Below are 24,147 nucleotides of genomic sequence, written 5' to 3'. Positions count from 1 at the left end.
TATGATAAGCGAGAAAGGGATCCTTTCTCGCTTTTTCAATTAGGAGGGCAGTGTTAATGAAAGATGTCCTGAAAGAGGTGTTAGCTTACTACGGTTTGAGTATGTTAGATTATGAAGCTTACACTTCTAGAGTATATAAAGTTCGAACACACTATGGAGATGTTGCGGTTAAGCATTCTCGTTTGACGGATGAAACTGTCTATAATTGGCTTGAAGTGTATGAGCAAGCTAAAAATCATAGAATACAATCTTTTATTCCTCTATATATGACGTCAGAAAAGCAACTATTTGTCCGAAACAAAACGGGGATTTATTATGCGATGCCTTGGATTGATACACCTCATCGTGATACGCCTCCGTATCCTTTCGAGGCTTTATACTCAACAATGGGGGAGATCCATAGGCGTACATCTCATACTGAAACGGTAAAAAGAGAAGACTTTGAACCTTTTATCGAACACCAAAAAATGCAATTAGAGGGTTGGCGTGAACGCCTAGAGGATGCTGTTACACAGTTTGAAAAACGTCATTATATGCCACCCTTCGAACTCCAGATTTGCACGCATTTTCGTAATGTCATGTATGCTTTTCAAAAAAGTGCAGAGTGGTGCGACCGATTTTTAGATGATATTGAGGAAGATAAAACGTTCCGACATGCTTTAAGTCATAATCAACTTAAGCCGACTCATTTTTTGTATGATGACAATCAACCTTATGTCTTAAATTGGGAACGTGCTTCGATTAATCATCCGATGCATGACCTAACTACTTATTTTTGGCAAGTCATGCGCTATCATGACGCGCCAATTGAGCAAATAACATCTACGTTCTCGTCTTATGAAGACCAGTTTTCCTTAAAGAATAGTGAACGTAGTTTGCTGGCTATCTATTTGCTTCAACCTGATCATTATATGGAGCAAATTGAGCGATATGTAAATGGTGCCCGAGAAGATGGGCAACCGTTTCGTGTACAGAAACTTGAGCGGTCTTATTTTGTATTAAATAATGCACTACAAATTGAAGAACAGCTCGAGCAAACACGTACGTACATTCAACAAGAACAGGAAGAAAGCTAAATCCATTCGAGTTGAAAAGCGATAAGCAGTCCAACTAATATGCCGAGTAAGAACACATCAAATGTGGTTGGGAATAATAAAGTTCGAATGATTTGAAAGATCAATATTGGTAACGTACACTTTTCGATAACAAACAGCCAGTGACGACACCAGGGTGGAAGTTTATAGCGATAAAACCGTCCCATAGAAGCTACCCCTCCCGTTTTCATACGTAAAAAGCATAAAAATAACGTATTTTTTATTATCATATGCAAAGAATGAGCCCAATGGTGAAAAAGTTTCGCAAAAAGATTGACTTCTAACAGGGAAAGTGGATAAAATAACAAGTACAAATCGATATCTAAATGCCGTGAAGGGGAAGAGTATGAGGATCAATCCTTAAAGAGAGGGAGCCATTTGGTGAGAGGTTCCTAGGCACTTGAACTCAGAATGTCGCCCCAGATGCAGTTTCTTTGAACCGAAGTAGAAGAAACCGGAGTCCATCCGTTAACGTATGAAGTGTACAGACAAGACGTATGTCGTTTGTAAATAAAGGTGGTACCGCGAATCCTTTTCGTCCTTTTTCTAGGATGAAAAGGATTTTTTTATTGTCTACAAAGTGTAGATCCACTTCCCTTCATGGCCGAAAATAAGGAGGCAAAAACATGGAACAAAATGAAGTTTCCCTGCCAACGAAGTATGACCCGAATGCCATTGAGCAAGGTCGTTATCAGAAATGGGTAGAGGGCAAGTTTTTTGAAGCGAAAAATGACAAGAGTAAAGAGCCATTTACAGTAGTAATTCCACCGCCAAACGTAACAGGTAAGTTGCACCTTGGTCACGCTTGGGATACAACGCTACAAGACATCATCACGCGTACGAAGCGCATGCAAGGTTATGATGTTTTATGGTTACCGGGAATGGACCACGCAGGGATTGCAACGCAGGCGAAGGTTGATGCAAAACTTCGTGAACAAGGTGTATCTCGTCATGACCTTGGTCGCGAGAAATTCCTGGAGAAGTCTTGGGAATGGAAGGATGAATACGCATCTTTCATTCATAAGCAATGGGAAAAGCTTGGTTTAGGTGTAGATTACTCACGTGAACGCTTTACGCTTGATAATGGTTTATCTGAAGCAGTTAAAGAAGTATTCGTAAACCTTTATGAAAAAGGCTTAATTTATCGTGGTGAATATATTATCAACTGGGATCCAGCGACGAAAACGGCGTTATCTGACATCGAAGTTGAATACGAAGATGTTCAAGGTCACTTCTATCACATGAAGTATCCGTTAAAAGACGGTAGTGGTCATATTGAAATTGCAACTACACGTCCGGAAACGATGCTTGGTGATACGGCTGTAGCGGTTCACCCTGAAGATGAGCGTTATAAAGATCTTATCGGTAAAACCGTTGTTCTCCCTATCGTAGGTCGTGAAATCGAAATCGTAGCTGATGACTATGTAGATATGGAATTCGGAAGCGGTGCTGTTAAAATTACACCAGCTCACGATCCAAACGACTTTGAAATTGGAAACCGTCATAATAAAGAACGTGTTCTTATTATGAACGAAGATGGTTCGATGAATGAAAATGCAGGTAAATATCAAGGTATGGACCGTTTTGAGTGCCGTAAGCAGCTTGTTCGCGATCTTCAAGAGGAAGGTATCCTATTCAAAATTGAAGAGCACCTGCACTCTGTAGGACACTCTGAGCGTAGCGGAGCTGTTGTAGAACCTTATCTATCCACTCAGTGGTTCGTTAAGATGCAACCTCTAGCAGACGAAGCGATCGCCTTACAAAATGGAGACGATAAAGTTCAATTCGTCCCAGATCGTTTTGAGAAGCCGTACCTTCACTGGATGGAAAACACGCGTGACTGGTGTATTTCTCGTCAATTGTGGTGGGGCCATCGTATTCCTGCTTGGTATCACAAAGAAACCGGCGAGCTTCATGTAGGAAAAGAAGAGCCAACTGACATTGAAAACTGGTATCAAGATGAAGACGTTTTAGATACGTGGTTCTCATCTGCATTATGGCCGTTCTCTACAATGGGTTGGCCTGATGAAAATGCGGAAGACTATAAGCGTTACTTCCCAACAGACGTACTTGTAACAGGTTACGATATCATTGGATTCTGGGTATCACGTATGATCTTCCAATCCCTAGAGTTCACAGGTCGTCGTCCATTTAAAGACGTATTAATTCACGGTCTTGTACGTGATGCTGAAGGACGCAAGATGAGTAAGTCTCTTGGTAACGGTGTTGACCCGATGGATGTGATCGACAAATACGGAGCTGATTCCTTACGTTATTTCTTATCAACTGGATCAACACCAGGTCAGGACCTTCGTTTCCAGTGGGAGAAAGTTGAAGCAACTTGGAACTTCGCCAACAAGATCTGGAACGCATCTCGTTTCGCATTAATGAACATGGATAACCTTCAGTATGATGAGATTGATCTGACAGGTGAAAAATCCATCGCAGACCAGTGGATCTTAACTCGCTTGAACGAAACCATTGATCATGTAACGAAAAACATTGATAAATACGAATTTGGTGAAGCGGGTCGTCATCTATACAACTTTATCTGGGATGACTTCTGTGACTGGTATATTGAAATGGCGAAGCTACCACTTTACGGTGAAGATGAAGCGAAGAAGAAAACAACTCGTTCGATCTTAGCTTATGTGTTAGACAACACAATGCGTATGCTTCATCCATTTATGCCATTCATTACAGAGGAAATCTGGCAGGCGCTACCGACAAAAGGTGAATCCATCACAACAGCATCCTGGCCACAGGTTCGTGATGATTTCCACAACGAGCAGGCTTCAGAAGAAATGAAACGCCTCGTTTCCATTATTCGTTCTGTTCGTAATATCCGTGCAGAAGTGGATACGCCAATGTCTAAAGAAATTCAGCTTATGATTAAAACTTCTGACGAAACGGTTGCTGCGGAACTGGAGAAGAACCGCAACTATCTTGATCGTTTTTGTAACCCAAGCGAGCTAACGATTGGTAAAGACGTTCAAGCTCCTGAAAAAGCAATGTCAGCTGTTGTAACTGGTGCAGAGCTTTATCTTCCATTAGAAGGTCTTATTGATATTGAAGAAGAGATTGCTCGTCTTCAAAATGAATGGGAAAAGTGGAACAAGGAAGTAGAACGTGTGCAGAAGAAACTTTCAAACGAGAAGTTTGTTGATAAAGCACCAGAGCACATCGTTCAAGAAGAGCGGGACAAAGAAAAAGATTACCTTGATAAACGTGAAAAAGTAGAAGCACGTATTCAAGAGATGAAATCTTAAAAAGTACAAAAACCGTTTAGCCTTCTTTGAGGCTAAACGGTTTTTATTTTGCTAGAAATATATGAGACGTATAACTCTAAAATATTGATTGAGCTCTCTTGATATAAGGTTCTGCTGCCTACAACATCCTCAATCTCATTCAATAATAGATGGTTCTCCTCATCGAATAGAAAATCAATTCCTACCATTCCGAATTCAAAAGGCTCTATAACTTTATGTGCAAGTTCCCTTTCCTGTTCGGAGAGTTCATACAACGATGCTGAACCCCCAAGGGTGTAGTTAGCTTTGAATTCATTCTTATTCTGCCTGAGTATGGCACCGACAATTTTGTTACCAACGACGAAGACTCGTAAATCTTTTCCTAACTTTGAGGCTGGTTTTTGAATGACAAGATCTTGTTGAGGTTCAAATGAAAGTTCCTGAACTTCATCTTCGTCATTAACCCAATACACGTTCTTCCCCCCTCTTCCATGGACTTCTTTAGCAATGAGAGGGAAGGAAAAAGGGATGGAAGATAAAGCTTCTCCTTTTAGAAAGAGCGTATCAACCATTGGCACCCCTTGTTGGGCTAAGAATTGATGAGTTTTGGCTTTATCATTACAGATTCGTGCAACATCAGAAGAGTTAAAGCAAGGAACACCTAAACATTCAAGCTGTTCAGTAAAAAGTGGATCGATCGTCCGAACTACAGCAAAATCCGGAAGTTCTGTTCTCTGTCCTTCTATCCAACAGACTAATTGATGTTCCTGAACACCAATATGGAAGGCTTCTCTGAGTTTTAATTGGAGAATGATTCCCTGCTTTCGCGCTTCCTCAATAAACATATCAATAAATGAACGGTTACGCTCAGCCTCTTCCTTTATATATATCAACCAACCCGTTTTACTCATTTGATTCGTCTTCCTTTCGATCAAACCATTCTATGATATAGTTGATCATGTCATCTGCAACATTCACACCTGTACAGTTGTAAATGTTACGGATATGAGCGTTACCATTGATCTCACATACAATAGGTTCGTCATTTGGCCCAAATAACAAGTCGACTCCAGCAAAATCAGCTCCAATTGCTTGGCTCGCTTTAATGGCCAAGTTTTTTTCTTTTTTAGATGGTTCATAAGGCTTCATATGACCACCAGCACTCACGTTTGCTCGAAAATCGTTTTCGGCATATCTAAGCATGGAAGTAATCACCTGATTTCCGACTACATTTAAGCGAACGTCACGTCCGTAGCTGGATGATATAAATTCTTGAAATAGAAACGGCTTTCCTTGTATTTCTTTAAGTTTATCGAACATGTTTTCATTACTATGTATCAAATACACCTGCTCACCAAACGAACCATATGCTTCTTTTATAATCATCGGAAAGCCAATTTGTTCAGATACATTTTGAAAACGCTCTGTATCGATTTCTTTTGTACCAGGGAAAATCTTAGGCCCTAGAATTGTCTTAGGAATTGGAATACTGTGTTGAGCTAAAAGTTGATACATCAAACCTTTATGATCACATGCCTCTATAGCAAAAGAAGAGTTAAATACAGGAACACTCATCTGCTCAAATTGACGAGCGAGAAGAATGTCCTTGTCTCCAAACACAACAAAATCGGGTAGGGTATCTTTATCTACGATCTCATTCCTTGCAGTTCCCAACAAAGAAAGTAAGTGATGGTTTGGATAAACTTCCATCTTAATTTCCTTTTTTGAAGCGGCATCGCTTATCCAATTTGCATAATCTAAAAACTTATCTCCTGGTAAGTGGCCATTATAAACAATCCATCCAGTTAACATAAAAAACATCCTTTTAATATTAGTAATCCCATCCATTTTAGGAATATCATTTATTATATTCAGTATTTGTTCTATAGTAAGAAAAGAAACATATGAGGAGGCTCCAGAGATGTTCTCATCAATTCAAGAGGCTCAAACATTTATTCAAAGTCGAAAAAACTTAGGAATTCGCCCAGGCTTAAATAGAATGGAAACGATGCTTGAAAAATTTCAACATCCAGAGCAGGCTTTAAAAGCTATCCATATTGCAGGTACGAACGGAAAAGGTTCCACCTTAACGTATATAAAGCAAGTGCTTATGGACGATGGTTTCCAAGTAGGTAGCTTCGTATCCCCATCTATGGGAGACATCCAAGAACATATATTTATTCAAAATAATCCAATTCCAGATGAAGATTTTGTAGAAATCGTAAATGAGCTCTATCCTATTGTAGAAGAAATGGATCAAGAAGAAAATGGACCAACCGAGTTTGAACTGATGGTTATGATCGCTATTTTATATTTAAAGGACCAAACAGACATTGTACTCGTTGAAGCGGGAATGGGAGGAAGAGAAGATTCCACAAACATCCTTATCCCCATCTTAAGTATTATAACAAACGTAGGATATGACCATATGCGTTTTCTTGGGGATACCCTTTCTGAGATTGCGAAGCAAAAGGCAGGTATTATAAAAGAGGGAGTACCTGTTGTGTCAGGGGTTATACAGCCGGAGGCGAAACAAGTGATTCAAACAGTGGCTAACGAAAATAAAGCCCCGTTATTCTGTTTAGGACATGAGTTCGATATCTCTTTATCTACATATACAAGTGAGGCTCGAATAATAGAAAAGGTAGAACTCGGTATGAGAGGGACACATCAATCCAGAAATGGGGCGATAGCTATAAAAGCTATTGAACTGCTTCTTGAAGATTTTGATAAGAAGAAAGTAAAAGGAAGTTTAGCAAAAGCGAGCTTGCCAGGTCGTTTTGAAAAAATACACGATCAACCAACGATTGTAGTAGATGGTGCACACAATTTGGAAGGTATCCATGCATGTATGGATACAGCCAATGCTTTGTATCCAGATAAAAAGAAGCAAGTGTTATTTGCGGCATTTAAGGATAAACCAGTGGAGCAGATGATGGAATATGTGAATCAGCATGCTGATACGATCACGTTAACAAGTTTTGATCATCCCCGATCTGCTAGTGTACAAGACTTGAAGGCTCAATTCGGCCGTAAAAATTTTTCTATAACGGATGATTGGAAAGAATTCATTGGAAATTATGTCGAATTAAATCATCAAGAAATTTTATTAATAACAGGATCATTACAATTTATTTCTGAAATCCGACAATTTATGAGTCTTTACGACTAATATACTTTTTTTGATTAAACTATATGGCGTATGTTCGTCAAAACTCGAAATATGTAGCTATTTCTCTTATTTATGCAAGATTTAGAGGTGGTGAATTTTTTGAAAATATAGGATTTATGTGCTATGCTATTAGTATTATTTAAAATTGAATATTCTGTATAATTTAAAATAGAATTCTCATAGAATATCAATAATCGTTAAGTTAAAGCATTGTATTGGAAGATTTTTATAGGGAGATGCTTGCAAATGATTTCTAAGCAGAAGGTAGTTGGGATATGGGGCGTATGGGCGTTATTGTACCCTACCACGCTGATAATGATTTACAATGTTTTTCCTTCACCAACTTTTGATAGTAATTGGTTTGATTTGATCTCATTTGCTGTACTTATGAGTATTGTGGCAATGTTACCGATTATTGTTAACGATACTCCTGTTTTCTTCATTCATGGTATATCAATTGCTGTATTCCTGTATTACGGTTTGTTTACCGAAATGATTTTGACTCAACTTGCCTATGTCATGTTAATTATGAAGATAAGATTACCCAAAACCTTGCTATATAAGATTCCCTTAAACCTTGTAATGTTTTTAACCATATCTATATTAAGTGCCTTAGTTTACTATATCTTGGATGGTGAACATGGCCAAATGGCTATGAATTCACCTAGAGATGCAATCCCTATCACGGGTTATGTTGTCTCTTACTTTTTAACAAATCAGATTCTATTAAGTTTAATAAGAAAATACATAGTGGGAGAACCTCAGAAGTTCTTTAACAAAGGATTTTTGTGGGACTTTTATAATACACTGTTTGTAATACCAATCGGGTTCGTGCTTTATATTCTCTACGTAGAGATTGGTACACAAGCCATTTATTATGTAGGTGTACCATTTGTAAGTTTATCGCTTATTTTAATGTTGTACTATTCTAGTAGACGCATTAATGGATATTTACAAAAAACGAGTGAGATCGGACACGAGCTAACGGGAAAATTAGAGGCCGATGAGGTGTTAGATCGATTTGTTGAGAGGATTTCAAGCTTATTAGATGTCGACTATGCCTACGTATATGATGTAAATCGTGATGATCCAAATCATGAATACCTTAAATTAATTCGGTTTTATGACTCCGAACATCACGAAAATTTACCTAAGGTTACTCTTAACAAGTTTGAATCCGTAAGCGGTAAAGTTTGGGGAAATGCTCAAGGGCTTCACTATAGATCGAGAAAACAGTGGTCGAAATCCAAGTCGAGTGGTCAAGCATCTTTTATACCTGAGGATGTAGAAAGCGTTATATCCATTCCAATCGAACGGGATGGGCGTGTTGTGGGGGTACTTACGTTAGCCTCAAAAAAGAAGCGAGCATATGAAAAATACCAGTATATGATCGCAGATATCTTAACAAATTATTTAGCGGTAGCATTGTTAAACGCAAGAAACTATGAGGAAACTAAACGAAAAAGTGAGATTTGCCCACTTACGAAATTGTATAACTATCGTTACTTTGAAAATCATCTAGAAAACTATTTCAATGAATTAAATAAACAGAATCGAGAAGAACACATCTCAATTGTTCTAATTGATTTAGATCATTTTAAACAGGTCAATGACATGTATGGTCATGAAAGTGGAAATGAAGCGTTATGTGAATTAGCAGAACGGTTAATCAATATAATCGATGATAAAGGAACTGTGGCGCGCTATGGAGGAGAGGAGTTCGTCATTTTACTTCCAAATGTAAATCAAGAACATGCTTATCACATCGCAGAAAATGTGAGAAGAAAGATCGCAAATGAACCATTTATTCTTTCTGAGCACATAATGGATGATAGTGAACCGGTTAAGGTGAATTTAACTGCCAGCTTAGGAACCGCGACTTATCCAGAAGATTGCGAAGATCCAAGAGAACTTGTTCGTCACGCAGACCGTGCCATGTACATGGGTGCCAAACGAAAAGGACGTAATAAAGTAGCAGCATATGAAAAGTAGAAACGGCTGAGTGAATGCTCAGCCGTTTTTAAATACTTCAACATGATATAATAGGTTTGAATCTACATAGGAGCGATACTATGAAACATTACTTCACAAATGAAAATGGCGGTGCATTAGTGTATGTGTTACTTATTATTTTTTCACTTGCTATATTTATGCCCGTTGTATTCTCACAATTGTCGCAAGATCGCTCTCAAGTGATAAGGTTAACGAATGAGGTACAAGTGAACCAAGTCTTAAACTCTGCCATGAATAGTTACTTAGAAAACAACGAGATTTTACAAAGCTTATGTAATAATGAAAACCTTTACTTACCTGATGGAGAAAAAGTTACTTTAAAAGTTACGACCCAGACGATGAGTGATATGGATCTGTCCTGTCAAACACGAAACCAAGCATATAAAGTAGTGATGAAAGCTTTTTCAGGAGACTACTCAGAATCCTTAACGCATATGGTGGTAAATAGTCGTCGTAAACTCCCACCTTGGATTTATGTTGAAGATCTGGGAAATGGGAAACATCTGATTTGTGGTTTTACACCAAAAGGGACAAACCAAATAACCTTTGATATAAGAGATGAAGGAGCTACCCAATGGGCTAGCTGGGATAGTGTTGCTTCATTTACAATGCTATCAGACTCTGATATTAGAAGTCGTCTAGAAGAGTCAGATATTGCAATATCAGAGAGTAATGAACAAGATGATCTCTTATCTGATTTAAAGCAATCATTTGGCAGTTATCTATTCTTCTTAAATTATCAATATGGTCAAAGTTATAACATTGAATATACCAATGCAAAAGGGGGAGTAGCATTTGGAGACTTCAAGCCCAATTTTAACTTTTATGCATTTACAAAGGAGTATTCAGCCACGAGCACCAAAATATTAGGAGCTACATCTAATTTTATTGATGGAGATAAAAGTGATCGTATGACATCTTATCTAAATGTTACTGCAGCAAATGGGAATGCTGTTATTCGTATAGGTCCTGATGGAGAAATTGAGTATAAAGAGATGAAAAATAGTATTGATCAGCCAGCTGATGAAACGCTTATAGTGACCAATAGTGTTGATTTTACAAATACAGATAAAGAAAACATTTCGTTATCTGCTGGTGAAGTAGTTATCCAAGATCTTGCTTCCCTTACAGTTGCTAATCAGAGTAATCCAACATTTAATATTACTTCAAAAACTGGCAATGTAGTGATACAAGGTTCTTTAAGGAATAATTCAACATCGAATAGTCAGGATAGCTTTACAGGAATTTCGATTCAATCTGCTCAGGATATTGATGCACGAGGAGCTAATTTGTTTGCAGAGAGAAGGATCGAGTTTAATGCAGTGGGAGAAATCTTTTTACAAAAAGCCACTTTAGAATATAGTAAAAATAAACCAGAGCTAATGCTGTATGCGGGTGAAGAAAAGGGGATTTACTTGCAAGATCTAAGTGTTATAGAATCAACAGATATATTTGATTATAGTGGTAATCCTTGTGGAATTTTAAAATCAGGTGATTTAGCTGGATCCGTAAATTTTGGAACTTGCCAATAAAATAAACCTCCTTCAATTAGGAGGTTTATTATAATTCACATTTAATGGTGTTACTGTCCAAGAAATTTCTTTTTCTTGATTGATTTTCTCTCCGTTAGTTCTAACACTAATATCATCTAAAATGAAGCGTAGGGTGAATCGGTTTGTAATTGGACTATCCTGTGATGGAGAAGCATTTATGACACTCATATCTTTTACATTTTGAAGTTTTTCAACAACAGTTTCATTTGAATAAGTTTTAATATTTGTGCAGGAAGAACATTTAGAAATTGTTAATTCGTTCACGGAACTATTAAATAATATACGAAAAGTAACCTCGTCTTGATTTTTAAACCTAAGTTCATTTGCATCCCAATAGTATACGGTTATGGGAGATGATAAGTTTCTTGATAACACTGTATTTAATAGATGATTTTGAGATCGATCCACTATTTCTTGTTCTTGATCTTGGACAAATTGAAATAAAAATATAAATACACTCATGGCTAAAGTGATTATAATCCCACCAATGGCGAGTCCTGCCAGTAACTCTACTAGCGTTACCCCTTTTTGATTTTGTAATTTCTTCAATTTGTTCCCTCCCATGAAACCGTAACCGTAATTTGCTTTGCATCACTTGAACCTGGTCTGTAAGCAATGCCTTGTAAGGAAACGTGGAGTTGTAGTTCAGGCAAATATGTATTGGGGATTGGGTCACCTGGATTTGTAGCAATTCTTGAGATTGTATAGCCATTCTCTTGTGTATAAGCAGATTGATTTAAAGGAGAGCTAAGTTGCCCAGCTTTAATTTCCTCAATCGTCGTTTGTAAATGCTTCTGTCCTATTTTCAAAGCTTCTTCTCGGTTTTTAGATTGTACACTTTGTACACTTGAAAAATTTATAAATGAGTAGACAACAATTGATATAATAGATAAAAGGAGCAAGGCTGCCAGTACCTCAACTAATGTAAAACCTTTCTGACTTTTCAATTTAACAAACTCCTTCTTACATTCGGTATTAATTGTTTACCAATTAAATGTAAAAGCTCCAAATCTTTTAAATCTAATTTCTTTATTATACAATAAATTAAAAATGAATATGTTAAAAGTCATAGACTAATAGAATGAGGTGAATAGATTGGAGAACATAATTTTTGCTAGCATCGGATTTTTAATCCTGCTTTCTGTAGTCTATTTTATGCCTCTAGGTATATCCATGAAAGGAAAAATCACCTTAGTTATAGCTGCATACGTTGTATCTTTAATTGGCCTATTATCTTTATCCTTATTTCAGTGGTGGTACATACTTATATTACTTATAACTTTATCTGGTTTATTGACAATACTATTACAGAGATCGGTTAAATCATCTAATATCTTTGAGGAAGACCATGATGAAGAGACTAACAAAAACATCTTAAGTCAAAATCAAATGGGGACACTCCAATCCCTGGATGATGTAAAAAGTGAAAAGCCCAATATCGATGAAGAAAGTTTTCAAAATGAAAATGCCATACTGGATTATGAGGATATTCAAGATACTCATGATTACGTTCATGAGTCTTCTGAATCAAGTCTAGAAGAAGAGGTTGATCAAGTTGAGGAACAAATTAGCAATATCCAATCTGGAACGATGACCGATCTGGAAGAAGAAGTATCCCTAAACAGAAAAAGAGAGAGCGGAATAAAAGAATCTCAAATCGATTCTAATCATGAAAGAAATGAACCCACTCCAAAAGTAGAGATTTCACCTGAAGAGGAGCTGCTAGCTGCTCGCCAACAAACCCATAAGCAACCTAAACAAGATAGAGAGCTTAACTCCCAAACGTCTTCTTTATTCAATGATGATCAAGAAGATTTTGTTATAGATGAGTTTAAGCAGGAGGATTTGGAGAAAAAAGATCTAAAGCAGCAGTTTGAGGAAAGAGAAGGTTTTGAGAGCTTTGATATTGATATTATTGAAGAACAAGATATACCTTCTCGAGGTTCAGACGTATTAATAGAGGATCGATCGGATTTTACGGACTTAGAAGATCTTTTAAATCAAAGGGATGATGATTATGGTCAAAAAGATTCTTAAACGTTATGTAAAAGGATTTTTATTCAAAAAAGGCAAGCATATGATTAAGCAAATTGTATTCAAACGTATGCGCTAAGGGGGCTTACAATGGGAAAAAGTAATATTGGTATTTTTTTATTTCTTTTATTATGTTCCGGTTTTCTTTTCACTTTTTCTCAAGTTGGCCCTTTAGCGTATGATCAAGTTTTCGGGGAGCCACGTACATATGAAGCCGAAACAATGGTGGGCCCCGTTCACATTGGTGGGTTAACAAAAGTTGAAGCACGGCAAAAGCTTGCATCCCGAGCTTCCGAATGGAAGGAAACGCATCAAGTAACGCTCGAGATGAAAGAACAAAATATTTTCTTCCAACAAGATTTTATTCAGTTTGATATCCCTGAAACATTGAACCAAGTGGAGGATAGAGAAAGGAATTATTTTGTTGTGGACATGAATGAATCTTATTTTGGTGTTCTTCAAAATAAGGTAGGTAGGGATTTATATGATCATATTTTAATAGATAAACTATCAAAAAAAATCTTAGCGAAGGCAGAAACTTTATATCAAGACCCACTTCATTTTTCAATCTATCAGTATGTTGAAGATGGAACAACTCAACTTTATGAAGTGGTTAGTGAGTATGGCATTACCTTGAATGAAGATATGGACGTTACGGACTTGGCCAATGCTCTAAATGAAGAAATTGTTCAAAAGCAAACTCCTTTTTCTCTTCTCTCATTTGTAGAAGAAGGTATGGATCAACCTTCTGTGAATGCTGTAGCCACAGCGATGTATGGAGCTGTTTTGGAAACGAACTTTATTATTAAACAACGTCATATTTCTACCAAACTACCTGCTTACGCAGAGTTAGGGAAAGAAGCGAGTGTAAAACCTGAGAACAATCATGACCTTGTTTTTGCGAATCCTAATGAGCAATCTTATCAGCTTAACGTAGCTGTGGAGAATGGTGAGCTAATCGTGAAGCTTTTAGGTTATCCTCTTCCAAACAGTTATGAGATAACCTTAGAGAATAGCCGTAAGATTCAACCAAGGACAATTGTTCAGTTTTCCGAACTTGTTCCGAAGGGTGAATCAAATGTAAAGGTTGAAGGGCAAGAAGGAACTTCAGTAGAAGTATTTCGTTTTGTTGAGGATAACGGAAAAGTTATTCAAAAAGATTTTATCTCTGACGATTACTATCCGCCTGTAAACCGCATTGAAGTGAGATATGGTACGAACGACCAACCACCAGAAACAGAATCGGGTTCAACAAACAACTCAGGTGGATTGTCGTCTGGAAGCTCGGACGACAATAGAGCTCCGACGTTTAGTAAAGATGAGAATAATCATTCGAATAACTCAAGCAATTCTTCATCGCCTAAAGAAGATTCAAATGAAAGTGATGGAGATAATCACTCATCTAGTAATGTAGATGAAGGGACCTCAGATGGGAATGATACCAACCAGGCTCCAAATGATATCTGGGAGAAACCTCAAGGAAATACGAAGAGTAAAGAGAAATAAAATCACTGCTGCGGAAATCAAGGGGGAAGCCTAATGGCAAAGCGGAAGCGTTTAGGTGATTTATTAAAAGAAGCAGGATTGCTTTCAGAAGAGCAAATCGAAGAGGCGATTCAATCGAAAAAAAGTGGGCAAAAACTAGGGGATGCCTTATTAGAGAAAGGCTTTATAACCGAACAACAGCTCATTGAAGTGCTGGAGTTCCAACTAGGCATTCCCCATATTTCGTTATATCGCTATCCCATTGATACAAATCTGATGACCATGGTGTCTAAGGATTTTGCACGACGAAATCTCCTTATTCCTTTAAAAAAGGAAGAGGATGAATTAATTGTGGCGATGAATGACCCAATGGATTACTACGCCATTGATGACCTGCAAATATCAACAGGCTTTCAAATTTCACCGGTTATTTCAACCAAAGATGAAATCTACCAAGCCATTAATAAGTATTACAACTTAAAAGAAACCGAGGTTACCGTAGAAGAAACGAATGACCCTGAGGATGCTCCAGCCATTCGTTTAATGAACCAGATTTTGCAAGCAGGCGTTCAAATGAAGGCAAGTGACATACATATTGACCCTCAAGAAACCAAAGTATTAATTCGTTACCGTGTTGATGGCGTATTAAAAACAGAGCGTACGTTACCAAAGTCGATGCAAAATTCGCTAACAGCCCGTGTGAAAATTATGGCGAACTTAAATATAACGGAAAATCGCTTGCCTCAAGATGGCCGTATCAAAACGCATGTAGAAATGACACCTGTTGATTTACGTATCTCAACGCTCCCAACGGTTTACGGGGAGAAGGTAGTTATTCGAATTTTAGACCTTGGAAGCGTATTAAACAAGCTATCTGAATTAGGGTTTAACAAGGTCAATTATCGACGTTTTCTAAAATTAATTGAACAACCTTCAGGCCTTATTTTGCTTACAGGACCTACAGGATCAGGGAAGTCGAGTACGCTTTATGCTTCCTTAAATCACTTGAATACAGATGACGTTAACATTATTACCGTTGAGGATCCTGTAGAGTATCAGATTGAGGGCATCAATCAGGTGCAAGTGAATAGCCGAGTGGGACTCACTTTCTCGAATGGCTTACGTTCTATTTTAAGACAAGATCCGAACATCATTATGGTGGGGGAAGTCCGAGACTCGGAAACAGCTGAGATAGCCATTCGCGCTTCCTTAACAGGTCACCTTGTTTTCAGTACGTTACATACAAATAGTGCTATTGCGACCATTCCGCGTTTAATAGACATGGATATTGAACCCTATTTAGTTGTGTCTTCACTGTCCGGAATTGTTGCACAGAGACTCGTACGTAGAATATGCCGAGACTGTCGTGAACCATACACGCCGACTGAAATGGAAGCAAATCTCTTCCAAAAACGAGGCATCAAAGTAGATGAAATTTACAAAGGTAAGGGATGTAGTAGCTGTCAACAAACAGGGTACCGAGGTCGCATGGCGATCCAAGAAGTGTTGATCATAGATGATGAAATCCGTCAAATGATGATGAACAATCAGTCTATCGCTCAAATTCGTCAATATGCTTGGAAGAGTGGCATGATTTTTCTAGTGGATGATGGACTGCTAAAAGTGAAGCAAGGATTAACCACAACAGAAGAAGTCCTACGTGTGGCAATGGATGAATAAGGGGGATCGAGGCATGAAAGAACGGTTCGATACGTTATTAAAAGCAGCTTTTGAATTAGAAGCATCAGATATCCATTTAACAGTCGGAGTACCACCTATTTTTCGCTTGCATGGTGATTTGAAGCAGTACGGGAAAGACACATTGAAACCAGATGAAACAAAAGAGATGGCAAAAGCCATTTTATCAGAATCTCTATGGAAACAATTCGAGGAAAAAGGGGAAATCGACTTTTCATATGGTATCCCTGGACTCTCTCGTTTTCGTATTAATGCTTATCATCAACGGAACTGTATATCGATGGCAGTGCGTGTAGTACCAACAGAAATACCTTCCTTGGACACGTTAAAAATGCCAGGTGCTCTAAGAGAGATTGCTGAAAAGCCTCAGGGGTTAGTACTCGTAACAGGTCCAACAGGAAGCGGTAAATCGACATCGCTAGCATCCATGATTGATTATATGAATCAATCAATGAGAAGACATATTATTACACTCGAAGACCCAATTGAGTATTTACATTCACACCGATATTGCATCATCGATCAACGTGAAGTAGGGTTTGATACACAAAACTTCAGCAATGGCTTACGTGCCTGCTTACGACAGGATCCTGATGTCATTCTTGTAGGCGAGATGAGAGATTTAGAAACCATATCAACAGCTATTACAGCTGCTGAAACGGGTCACTTGGTGTTAGGTACTTTACATACAACAAATGCAGCTTCAACCATTGACCGTATTATTGATGTGTTCCCGCCTAGTCAGCAGGATCAAATTCGGATTCAGCTTGCTAATGTCTTACAAGCGATTGTGTCTCAACGTTTGTTCCAGACAAAAGATCGAAAAGGAAGACGGGCGGCAACAGAAATCTTGATGAACACTTCAGCGGTGAAAAACTTAATCCGTAATGAAAAAATTCATCAAATTCCTAACGTAATGCAAACATCTAAAGCTCAAGGAATGCACACATTAGAAATGTCAATCAAGTCACTTTTGGAGGAAGGCGTTATCTCCTCAGAAGTAGCTACTCCTTATTTAACAGAGAGGGAGACGTAAATGGCGTACTATAAGTACAAAGGCCGTGATGTTAAAGGGAAGTTAAAGCAGGGCCGTTTAAAAGCGGATTCAAGACGAGAAGCGGTTGTGAAACTTCGTACAGATGGTGTATCCGTCATATCCATCCAAGAGCTTAATAGTGTTTTATATAAAGAGATACACCTCGGACAAAAAATTAAAATTAAAGATTTTGTGATTTATTTGCGGCAGTTTGCCACGTTAATTGAAGCAGGAATCCCACTCGTACAAGCTACATATATTTTAGGGGAACAAACGAGGAGTAAGCCATTACAAAAGGCACTCCAATCGATTGCAGAGGATCTAGAAGGTGGACAATCCTTCTCAGATGCAGCAGAAACACATCGTAAAGTTTTCCCGAATCTGTTCGTCAATATGATTCGAGCAGGAGAAGCGGGCGGTAATCTCGATGAAATTTTGAATCGCATGGCTAATTATTACGAGAAGCAATACAATACGCGTCAAAAAGTGATTTCAGCTTTAACCTATCCGATCGTAGTTGGGATTATTGCCATAGGAATTGTGATTTTCCTCTTAAGCTTTGTCGTTCCACGCTTTGCGAATATGTTTGTGTCTTTTGGAGGAGAAGTACCTCCTCTAACCCAGTTTGTTTTAAGTATGGGTGACTTTTTTTCTGTATTTTGGTGGTTGTTTATTTTGCTACCAATTCTAATTTATGCAGGTATGGTATATGCGAGAAAACAGAGTGACTCTTTTGCCTATTATACAGATTTAATAAAACTGAAGATTCCTTTATTCGGATCACTTATGCAAAAGGCTGCACTATCCAGAATGACACGAACGTTAAGCTCATTGTTCAATAGCTCAGTACCTGTACTGCAAGCCGTTCAAATAACAGAGCGAGTGGTAGATAACAAAATCATTGAAGGTGTCCTTCGACATGCTAGAAACTCACTTGAAAAAGGGGAATCTATGGCTGGACCGATGGAAAAACACTGGATATTCCCTCCGCTTGTAACCCAGATGATCTCAGTAGGTGAACAATCGGGAGCATTAGACCAAATGCTTGGTAAAGTTGCAGATTTTTATGAAACAGAATTAGATCATGCAACGGATCGAATCAAGACCTTAATTGAGCCGCTGATGATTGGGTTTTTAGCCTTAGTGGTTGGGGGGATTGTTGCGTCTATAGCAATTCCGATGTTTTCTATTTTTGAGCAAATCCAGTAACAATTCATAAAAATGTAAGGTTTGATGTGGTAAAATTGGAAGGTATCTAATATAATGGTAGTAGAAAAATAGATTCAGATTTATGTCGAAGGAAGCGTTGAACGGTCGTCTGTATGTGGGCACTTAGAGGACCAGGAGCGATTAGTGCAACCGGCCAATCATCAAAGTATGTACTTTTATGGTTAGGTCGGTTTTTTAAAAACTTTTTTTATCAAAAAAGGGGAGACACATATGGTTAACAAACTAAGAAAGATATTTAAGAACGAGAAAGGTTTTACATTAGTAGAATTATTGGCGGTTATTGTGATTTTGGGTATAATTGCGGCGATTGCTGTGCCTAGTATTGCAGGGATTATTGACAATACTAAGCAAGATGCTCATGAGGCTAATGGCATTGCGATGATTGAAGCTTCTAGGCTTGCTCTTGCAAGTGGATATGAAGGAGCAACTGCAGATGAATATACATTAGGAGAGCTTGTAAATAATGGTTTTTTAGAGAGTGTACCTTCTCACCCTGACGGTGGCAGTTATAGTGAATCTAACAGTAAAGTTGAAATTACTGTTCAAGCAAGTGGTCCAGATTCATTTGAAGTAACATTAAATGATGGTAGTGACATATTTACAGATAAAACAGTAAATGATCTTCAACAATAGTCAATAAATATTTTTAAGATAATAAGAGGTATATTATGATATTTTCATTAACATTAATAGGCCTAACATTCGGCTCCTTCTTCAACGTAGTCGGACTTAGATTGCCACTCAAGCAATCGTTCGTCCATTCACGTTCACAATGTCCAACATGCGAATATACATTAACTTGGCGGGATTTAGTTCCCGTTTTTTCTTACCTTTTTTTACGCGGAAAATGTCGAAGGTGTAGGACCAAAATATCACCGATTTATCCGATCGTAGAATTAACTACAGGAGTTTTATTTGCTCACAGTTACCTTGTTTTTGGATTACATATTGAACTGTTCATCTCTATCATTTTTATTTCCATGCTCATGATCGTGTTTGTCACAGACATCACCTATATGCTCATACCCGATAAGCTGCTTTTTTTCTTCTTACCGATTTTCGTTATTTTAAGAATCATTCACCCACTAGAACCTTGGTGGGATTCTTATATAGGCGGTTTGGCTGGGTTATTCACATTAGCTCTTATCATCATCCTCAGTCGAGGTGGTATGGGGGCCGGAGATATGAAGTTAATGGGGGTTATTGGCATTGTTTTAGGACTTCAGGACACATATCTCGCTTTCTTTTTTGCAACACTCTATGGTACGGTCATAAGTGGAGGATTGCTTTTGTTGAAGAAGATTGATCGAAAGCAGCCGATTCCATTTGGTCCTTATATTATACTTGGGGCTTTAACGGCGTATTTTTTTGCCGATTCTATAGTAAAGTGGTATGTCGACACGTTATGGTAAGGTAGGGATCCTACTTGTTTGGATTACATAAATCAAAGAAACGCGTGAATATCGTATTAAAAGACCATGTGATTCGTTATATGGAAAGTGATTCAGCCGGCTTACAAGGCGTTACGAACTTTGGGGAAAAGTATCTTCCTTTAGGCGTGATTGAAGAGGGGAAAGTGAAGGACCCAACTACGCTCGAGCTTATTTTAGATGAGCTTGTGCGTGTTAGACGTTGGAAGGGGAAGAAACTCTATTTTTGTGTACCTGATGCCTCTGTTGTTATTCGTCCTCAACTCGTTTCACTAGATTTAGCAGAAGAAGAGATTAAAGGGTATTTATATATGCAACTTGGTGATCAAATCCATCTCCCATTCGAACGACCTGTTTTTGATTATAAATTGTTAGGTGAAAAGGAAGGGCAACAGGAGATTCTCATGTTTGCCTATCCAGAAGACCGAATTCGGACGTTTGAAGAGGTTTTTAAGGATTCGGATTTAAAGCCAATGGTAGCAGATTTATCAGCTTTATCGTTGTATCGACTCTATTATTCTCTTGATAAGGCAAAACAGAAGGATCATTTGCTTTCACTTCAATGGAATGTCGACTCGATTGTATTGACGGTATTTCATGAGTGTCGTCCGCAATTTATTCGCTATATGAGAACAAGTTTGGACGGTGAGTTTTGGCAAGAGGATGAAGAAGGAGATGCGGGTCTAGTCTGGACGGATGAGAAAAGCACATTAGAAGGCTATGAAAAGGATCAGTTACGTGAAGTAGAACGCATAATGAGCTTTTATCGTTTTTCTGTTACAAAAGGTGAAGCAAATGTGACCAATATATTATTATCTGGTGACTGGCCCAATATGGAAGAGTTATATGAGCACTGCAAAGAGAGGTTTGATATCCCTGTAGAGTGGCTTGATCTACAACCTACACACGGACAAGAGCTGGCTTCTTTACCACCACGATTTGCAGATGTATATGGACTTTCTATTAAAGCATAGAGACGACAAAGGGGTGCAACATGACGATGATTGTAGAAATTAATCTACTTGAAGAAAAAGAGAAACGAAACATCGTCCCCTTTATGATCGCTTTTGTTGGCATATTTTTACTTTTGGCGACAATGATTGCGATCGGACTGCAAAAACAAGCAATTGAGGCAAAACAGGAAGATTTTCAACGGGAAATCCAAAGTATTCAAAAAGAGCAAGAGGGATATAAAAATATTCTACGAGATGAAACACAAGCGGATCGAAGACAGCTTCAACAAGCAGTAGATCAAGTGGAAGAGTCCATCTTTCCTTCCGTTTCATTATTAGAACGGATGATCTCACTGTTACCTGAGCGTGGGTATTTTGAACGCTACATATATACAAAAGATAATAACTTACAGCTTATTGTTCGTTTTGATAGTTTGCAAGAGGTTGCAGCTTATACGAATACGTTGTTGCAAGAAGAAGCGATAAGTAACGTCGAATTGAGTAATATCACTACAGAACAAATAAGTGAACAGTATGATCCATTGGAATATCGACCTCGCTATATAGCCAATTACGAGGTTGATATTGATGAAGCACAATGGAAAGAGGAGGTAGATCAGGATGAAAGCTGAATGGTCTCGCCTCCACTACATTCTTTTAACACTCGTTATCGTAGCAGGTATTGGTGTATTTGTAATTGCACAGGACATCTTTTTATCACCCGCTAATCAAGAGCTAGATAGACTTGAATCGAGCTTAGAGAATGAAGAGAAGATTTTACAAACCCTTCGTACAAAAGAAGAAAATCAAACAAAGATTTCTTTTCAATCATCACGAGAAATGCAACGAAAGTTACCGGTTCTTCCTGTACAAGACCAAGTATTAATCTCTTTAGACAAAGCAGAAAGCCTTTCAAATAGCTTTATTCAAAGCATCATGATGGAACAACAGGAAAGTGTGAATTCTGAACTAACAGAGAATGAAGACCTTTCAAATGAGGGTACGGAAGAACAGTCTGGTCAACCTGATGGAAAAACAACCAAGGTTTCAGGAGTGAGAGCATTAACCTTTAACCTAGAAGTGATCTCACCTGAATTCCCTGACTTGCTATCCTTTTTACAAGAGTTAAATCGTTTATCACGGCTGATCAGTATCGATGCGATTACCTTTGAAGACCAAGACGAAGGAGAGCGCTTAACTCACCTTGTTACATTTTCAGCTTATTATTATCCAACTTTAGAAAACTTACAAGATGAATTGCCACAGTATCATTATGAGTCTCCTTCAAATAAAGATAACCCACTTGATCGAGAGGACTCAGTGGTTACAGATCAAGAACCTGAGAATGATGAGTCAGGGTTAGAGCAAGAAACAGAAGATGAACAAGAGGTTGAATCACAGGAAGAAACTTCTGATGATGAGGAAGAGGAAGTCTCTCAAATCACTCAAACACATGTAGTTCAGTCTGATGATACTCTCTTCAGTATCATTAAGTCCTTCTATGGTACGTATAACCGCTCAATGGCTGAACAGGTAAAACAGGTTAATGGAATGAATACAGATCAAGTAAACAAGGGAAGTCAAATCAAGCTTCCAATACTGCAGGGTATTGATCCTTCAGAGAAGAACATTGCTGTTGAGGGTAACAAAAAGTTGCATAAGCATGTGGTCCAAGAGGATGAAACACTTTTCCGTATTATTAAAGAGTTTTACGGAACATACAGTAAAGACTTGGCTGACCGCGTGAAATCTTTGAATGGACTATCCTCTGAAACTGTATATGCTGGGGAAGCTGTATTGCTTCCAGCACGCTAAACCTATCCTTATATCATAAAGGGTAGGTTTTTTATTGGTCCATAACCCAGGCGCTTCCACTTTAGTTCCTTTTTGCAACATTATGAAGAAAGATGACGAAAAGACATGGGGGTCTACCGACAAAAGTCGTCTCCTTTTTCTTTTCTACTATGATAGGGTAAAACAAACATAGTTAGAAAAGAGGGGTTAACGTGGACAAGGGTAACAAAATTTCTGTACGCATCAATGGCGAAGATACGTACCTCGATCGTAAGGAAGATTCGGAAGCTCAAAAAGAAGTCCAAATGGCTCAAGATGAACAAGCCTCAGCGATTGAGGATTGGATGGAAGAACAAGAGAAACAGAAGAAGAAGGCATCGAATGATCATGATGTTCATTCGAATTCTAATTCTAAATCGAACGACATCTCAGTTCTGGAGCGAACCTATCCCATTAAGAATAATCGATTCGGCGTTCCCAAAACGATCAAGCGAATGGTTATGGCTGGGGCTTCAGCCGTCTTAATTGGGGTGGATCTAGGATATATGATGCTCCGTCTTTTTGCAGGTATGGAAGCACCTGAAGCTTCATCATCAACCGCTTATCAAGACGATGTCACTCAACAGGAAGCGGCTTCTGGTAAGAAGACGACAAATGAAGATTCGTCTACCCAAGGTGAAACGACTGCAGATAAGGGGAATGGGGGACAAGCTGTAGCTGCCTCTAAATCCACTATGACATTTCCAACAGTAAGTGCTTTTGTTGTTCAAGCTGGAATTTTTTCCACGAAAGAAAAAGCTGAAATTATGCAAAGTGCGATAGCGACGAAAGGGTTTAAGTCCTATGTATGGCCTCGTGATGGACAATTTTATTTGTTTGCAGGTGTAGCAGGATCTAAAGCTGAAGCCGAGCAGATAGCTACTTTACTAAAAGCCCAACAAGTAGAAGTGTATGTTAAAGATTGGAGTGTGTCTGGTACTGAGAAAAATGTTGCTCAACCTGAAGGGGAATGGGTGCAAACAGGAGCTAACGAGTGGCAAACATTGCTGAATCCTGCAGCTTCTCTAATCACTTCTGGATCCGGAGATGCTGGAACCCTGGTAAAACCAATTAGCTCTTTGAAATCTACCATCCCAGAAAATATAACTGAACAAGCTGCTCCACTACAACAAAGCTATAATCAGTATTTAAGCGCGATTCAGTCCTATCAAACGAATCAAACAAATGCGAATTTATGGGCCATTCAGGTCTCTTTATTAAGAGTCTGGTATGGTTATGAGCAATATGTTCAATAGAGTAAAATTAAATTTCTAAAACAGTTTTTAATATAAAAACAAATATTAACCATTTGAAAAGGTTATTTTAAGATAGAGTAAAAGTGCAGATTTACTATTTTCATGTTTTGAT

At 38.2% G+C, this 24,147-nt stretch carries 21 protein-coding genes, 1 riboswitch and 1 other annotated feature; of the genes, 16 read left to right on the top strand and 5 right to left on the bottom strand.

From position 1 onward, the window contains the following. Positions 1-56 precede the first annotated feature (56 nt). Entirely contained in the window at positions 57-1,076 is a 1,020-nt protein-coding gene (locus GS400_RS14515; RefSeq protein WP_160102950.1) for a phosphotransferase, read from the top strand. On the opposite strand, the gene GS400_RS14510 is transcribed toward GS400_RS14515, so the two are convergent. Beyond that, positions 1,073-1,261: a hypothetical protein gene (locus tag GS400_RS14510; RefSeq protein WP_160102948.1), complete on the bottom strand. Its 189-nt coding sequence runs from the start codon at positions 1,259-1,261 to the stop codon at positions 1,073-1,075. The two genes, GS400_RS14515 and GS400_RS14510, sit on opposite strands and share 4 nt — an antisense overlap. A 155-nt stretch (positions 1,262-1,416) precedes the next feature. Next, positions 1,417-1,640: a binding site (T-box leader), on the top strand. Between the two features lie 80 nt (positions 1,641-1,720). Here GS400_RS14510 and GS400_RS14505 point away from each other — a divergent pair. Next, the gene (locus GS400_RS14505) at positions 1,721-4,363 is read left to right on the top strand and encodes a valine--tRNA ligase (RefSeq protein WP_160102946.1); all 2,643 of its coding nucleotides are present in this window, start codon (positions 1,721-1,723) and stop codon (positions 4,361-4,363) included. A 32-nt stretch (positions 4,364-4,395) separates the two neighbouring features. Here GS400_RS14505 and GS400_RS14500 read toward each other — a convergent pair whose 3' ends face one another. Both GS400_RS14500 and GS400_RS14495 read right to left on the bottom strand, forming a co-directional pair. Further along, positions 4,396-5,253: an ATP-grasp domain-containing protein gene (locus GS400_RS14500; protein ID WP_160102944.1), complete on the bottom strand. Its 858-nt coding sequence runs from the start codon at positions 5,251-5,253 to the stop codon at positions 4,396-4,398. After that, positions 5,246-6,154 carry an ATP-grasp domain-containing protein gene (locus tag GS400_RS14495; protein WP_160102942.1) on the bottom strand — a complete coding sequence of 303 codons (909 nt, stop codon included), beginning with the start codon at positions 6,152-6,154 and terminating at the stop codon, positions 5,246-5,248. The genes GS400_RS14500 and GS400_RS14495 overlap by 8 nt, the downstream gene beginning before the upstream one ends. Positions 6,155-6,263: 109 nt before the next feature. On the opposite strand from GS400_RS14495, the gene GS400_RS14490 reads away from it, so the two are divergent. From GS400_RS14490 to GS400_RS14480, 3 genes are all read left to right on the top strand, one after another. After that, complete coding sequence (locus tag GS400_RS14490) at positions 6,264-7,514, top strand: bifunctional folylpolyglutamate synthase/dihydrofolate synthase (RefSeq protein ID WP_160102940.1); 1,251 nt, start codon at positions 6,264-6,266, stop codon at positions 7,512-7,514. Between the two features lie 246 nt (positions 7,515-7,760). Then, positions 7,761-9,506: a sensor domain-containing diguanylate cyclase gene (locus GS400_RS14485; RefSeq protein WP_160102938.1), complete on the top strand. Its 1,746-nt coding sequence runs from the start codon at positions 7,761-7,763 to the stop codon at positions 9,504-9,506. An 80-nt stretch (positions 9,507-9,586) separates the two neighbouring features. Next, the gene (locus GS400_RS14480) at positions 9,587-11,059 is read left to right on the top strand and encodes a hypothetical protein (protein WP_160102936.1); all 1,473 of its coding nucleotides are present in this window, start codon (positions 9,587-9,589) and stop codon (positions 11,057-11,059) included. A gap of 12 nt (positions 11,060-11,071) precedes the next feature. Here the strand turns inward: GS400_RS14480 and GS400_RS14475 are convergent, their stop codons facing one another. Beyond that, complete coding sequence (locus GS400_RS14475) at positions 11,072-11,629, bottom strand: type II secretion system protein (protein WP_160102934.1); 558 nt, start codon at positions 11,627-11,629, stop codon at positions 11,072-11,074. Continuing rightward, positions 11,626-12,027: a prepilin-type N-terminal cleavage/methylation domain-containing protein gene (locus GS400_RS14470; RefSeq protein ID WP_160102932.1), complete on the bottom strand. Its 402-nt coding sequence runs from the start codon at positions 12,025-12,027 to the stop codon at positions 11,626-11,628. Before GS400_RS14470 ends, GS400_RS14475 begins: the two co-directional genes overlap by 4 nt. 148 nt (positions 12,028-12,175) lie before the next feature. Here GS400_RS14470 and GS400_RS14465 point away from each other — a divergent pair, with 148 nt between their 5' ends. The 11 genes from GS400_RS14465 (at position 12,176) to GS400_RS14415 (ending at position 24,035) form a co-directional block, all read left to right on the top strand. Continuing rightward, positions 12,176-13,117: a hypothetical protein gene (locus GS400_RS14465; protein ID WP_160102930.1), complete on the top strand. Its 942-nt coding sequence runs from the start codon at positions 12,176-12,178 to the stop codon at positions 13,115-13,117. Between the two features lie 87 nt (positions 13,118-13,204). Further along, positions 13,205-14,620 carry a G5 domain-containing protein gene (locus GS400_RS14460; protein ID WP_160102928.1) on the top strand — a complete coding sequence of 472 codons (1,416 nt, stop codon included), beginning with the start codon at positions 13,205-13,207 and terminating at the stop codon, positions 14,618-14,620. A gap of 33 nt (positions 14,621-14,653) precedes the next feature. After that, positions 14,654-16,279 (top strand): GspE/PulE family protein, encoded by a 1,626-nt coding sequence (locus tag GS400_RS14455; RefSeq protein ID WP_160102926.1) that lies wholly within the window; start codon positions 14,654-14,656, stop codon positions 16,277-16,279. Positions 16,280-16,292: 13 nt separating this feature from the next. After that, positions 16,293-17,333, top strand: coding sequence for a type IV pilus twitching motility protein PilT (locus GS400_RS14450; RefSeq protein WP_160102924.1), 1,041 nt, complete (start codon positions 16,293-16,295; stop codon positions 17,331-17,333). Then, entirely contained in the window at positions 17,334-18,542 is a 1,209-nt protein-coding gene (locus tag GS400_RS14445; protein WP_160102922.1) for a type II secretion system F family protein, read from the top strand. An 82-nt stretch (positions 18,543-18,624) separates the two neighbouring features. Beyond that, a riboswitch (cyclic di-GMP riboswitch) is annotated at positions 18,625-18,707 on the top strand. Positions 18,708-18,773: 66 nt separating this feature from the next. Further along, positions 18,774-19,196, top strand: a complete 423-nt coding sequence (locus GS400_RS14440; protein ID WP_160102920.1) for a competence type IV pilus major pilin ComGC — start codon at positions 18,774-18,776, stop codon at positions 19,194-19,196. 35 nt (positions 19,197-19,231) lie between these two features. After that, on the top strand, positions 19,232-19,975 hold the full coding sequence (locus GS400_RS14435) for a prepilin peptidase (protein ID WP_160102918.1): 744 nt from the start codon (positions 19,232-19,234) through the stop codon (positions 19,973-19,975). Positions 19,976-19,989: 14 nt separating this feature from the next. After that, a complete protein-coding gene (pilM, locus tag GS400_RS14430) occupies positions 19,990-20,967 on the top strand; it encodes a type IV pilus biogenesis protein PilM (RefSeq protein ID WP_160102916.1) in 978 nt (325 codons plus the stop codon). Positions 20,968-20,987: 20 nt separating this feature from the next. Beyond that, positions 20,988-21,578: a PilN domain-containing protein gene (locus GS400_RS14425; protein WP_160102914.1), complete on the top strand. Its 591-nt coding sequence runs from the start codon at positions 20,988-20,990 to the stop codon at positions 21,576-21,578. Then, positions 21,568-22,761 carry a LysM peptidoglycan-binding domain-containing protein gene (locus GS400_RS14420; RefSeq protein ID WP_160102912.1) on the top strand — a complete coding sequence of 398 codons (1,194 nt, stop codon included), beginning with the start codon at positions 21,568-21,570 and terminating at the stop codon, positions 22,759-22,761. Before GS400_RS14425 ends, GS400_RS14420 begins: the two co-directional genes overlap by 11 nt. Positions 22,762-22,952: 191 nt before the next feature. Beyond that, the gene (locus tag GS400_RS14415) at positions 22,953-24,035 is read left to right on the top strand and encodes an SPOR domain-containing protein (protein WP_160102910.1); all 1,083 of its coding nucleotides are present in this window, start codon (positions 22,953-22,955) and stop codon (positions 24,033-24,035) included. Positions 24,036-24,147 lie beyond the last annotated feature (112 nt).

Source organism: Pontibacillus sp. HMF3514 (genome assembly GCF_009858175.1).
GTDB lineage: Bacteria > Bacillota > Bacilli > Bacillales > BH030062 > Pontibacillus.
Note: the sequence above shows the minus strand (reverse complement) of the source record. Positions and strands in the feature narration are given on the sequence as shown.

Bases quoted from the DNA above. Each gene is read 5' to 3' on its own strand.
- GS400_RS14435 (WP_160102918.1), top strand. From the start codon at position 19,232: ATGATATTTTCATTAACATTAATAGGCCTAACATTCGGCTCCTTCTTC.
- GS400_RS14500 (WP_160102944.1), bottom strand. From the start codon at position 5,253: ATGAGTAAAACGGGTTGGTTGATATATATAAAGGAAGAGGCTGAGCGT.
- GS400_RS14485 (WP_160102938.1), top strand. From the start codon at position 7,761: ATGATTTCTAAGCAGAAGGTAGTTGGGATATGGGGCGTATGGGCGTTA.
- GS400_RS14445 (WP_160102922.1), top strand. From the start codon at position 17,334: ATGGCGTACTATAAGTACAAAGGCCGTGATGTTAAAGGGAAGTTAAAG.
- GS400_RS14420 (WP_160102912.1), top strand. From the start codon at position 21,568: ATGAAAGCTGAATGGTCTCGCCTCCACTACATTCTTTTAACACTCGTT.
- GS400_RS14460 (WP_160102928.1), top strand. From the start codon at position 13,205: ATGGGAAAAAGTAATATTGGTATTTTTTTATTTCTTTTATTATGTTCC.
- GS400_RS14515 (WP_160102950.1), top strand. From the start codon at position 57: ATGAAAGATGTCCTGAAAGAGGTGTTAGCTTACTACGGTTTGAGTATG.
- GS400_RS14480 (WP_160102936.1), top strand. From the start codon at position 9,587: ATGAAACATTACTTCACAAATGAAAATGGCGGTGCATTAGTGTATGTG.
- GS400_RS14455 (WP_160102926.1), top strand. From the start codon at position 14,654: ATGGCAAAGCGGAAGCGTTTAGGTGATTTATTAAAAGAAGCAGGATTG.
- GS400_RS14510 (WP_160102948.1), bottom strand. From the start codon at position 1,261: ATGGGACGGTTTTATCGCTATAAACTTCCACCCTGGTGTCGTCACTGG.
- GS400_RS14450 (WP_160102924.1), top strand. From the start codon at position 16,293: ATGAAAGAACGGTTCGATACGTTATTAAAAGCAGCTTTTGAATTAGAA.
- GS400_RS14440 (WP_160102920.1), top strand. From the start codon at position 18,774: ATGGTTAACAAACTAAGAAAGATATTTAAGAACGAGAAAGGTTTTACA.
- GS400_RS14495 (WP_160102942.1), bottom strand. From the start codon at position 6,154: ATGTTAACTGGATGGATTGTTTATAATGGCCACTTACCAGGAGATAAG.
- GS400_RS14425 (WP_160102914.1), top strand. From the start codon at position 20,988: ATGACGATGATTGTAGAAATTAATCTACTTGAAGAAAAAGAGAAACGA.
- GS400_RS14505 (WP_160102946.1), top strand. From the start codon at position 1,721: ATGGAACAAAATGAAGTTTCCCTGCCAACGAAGTATGACCCGAATGCC.
- GS400_RS14490 (WP_160102940.1), top strand. From the start codon at position 6,264: ATGTTCTCATCAATTCAAGAGGCTCAAACATTTATTCAAAGTCGAAAA.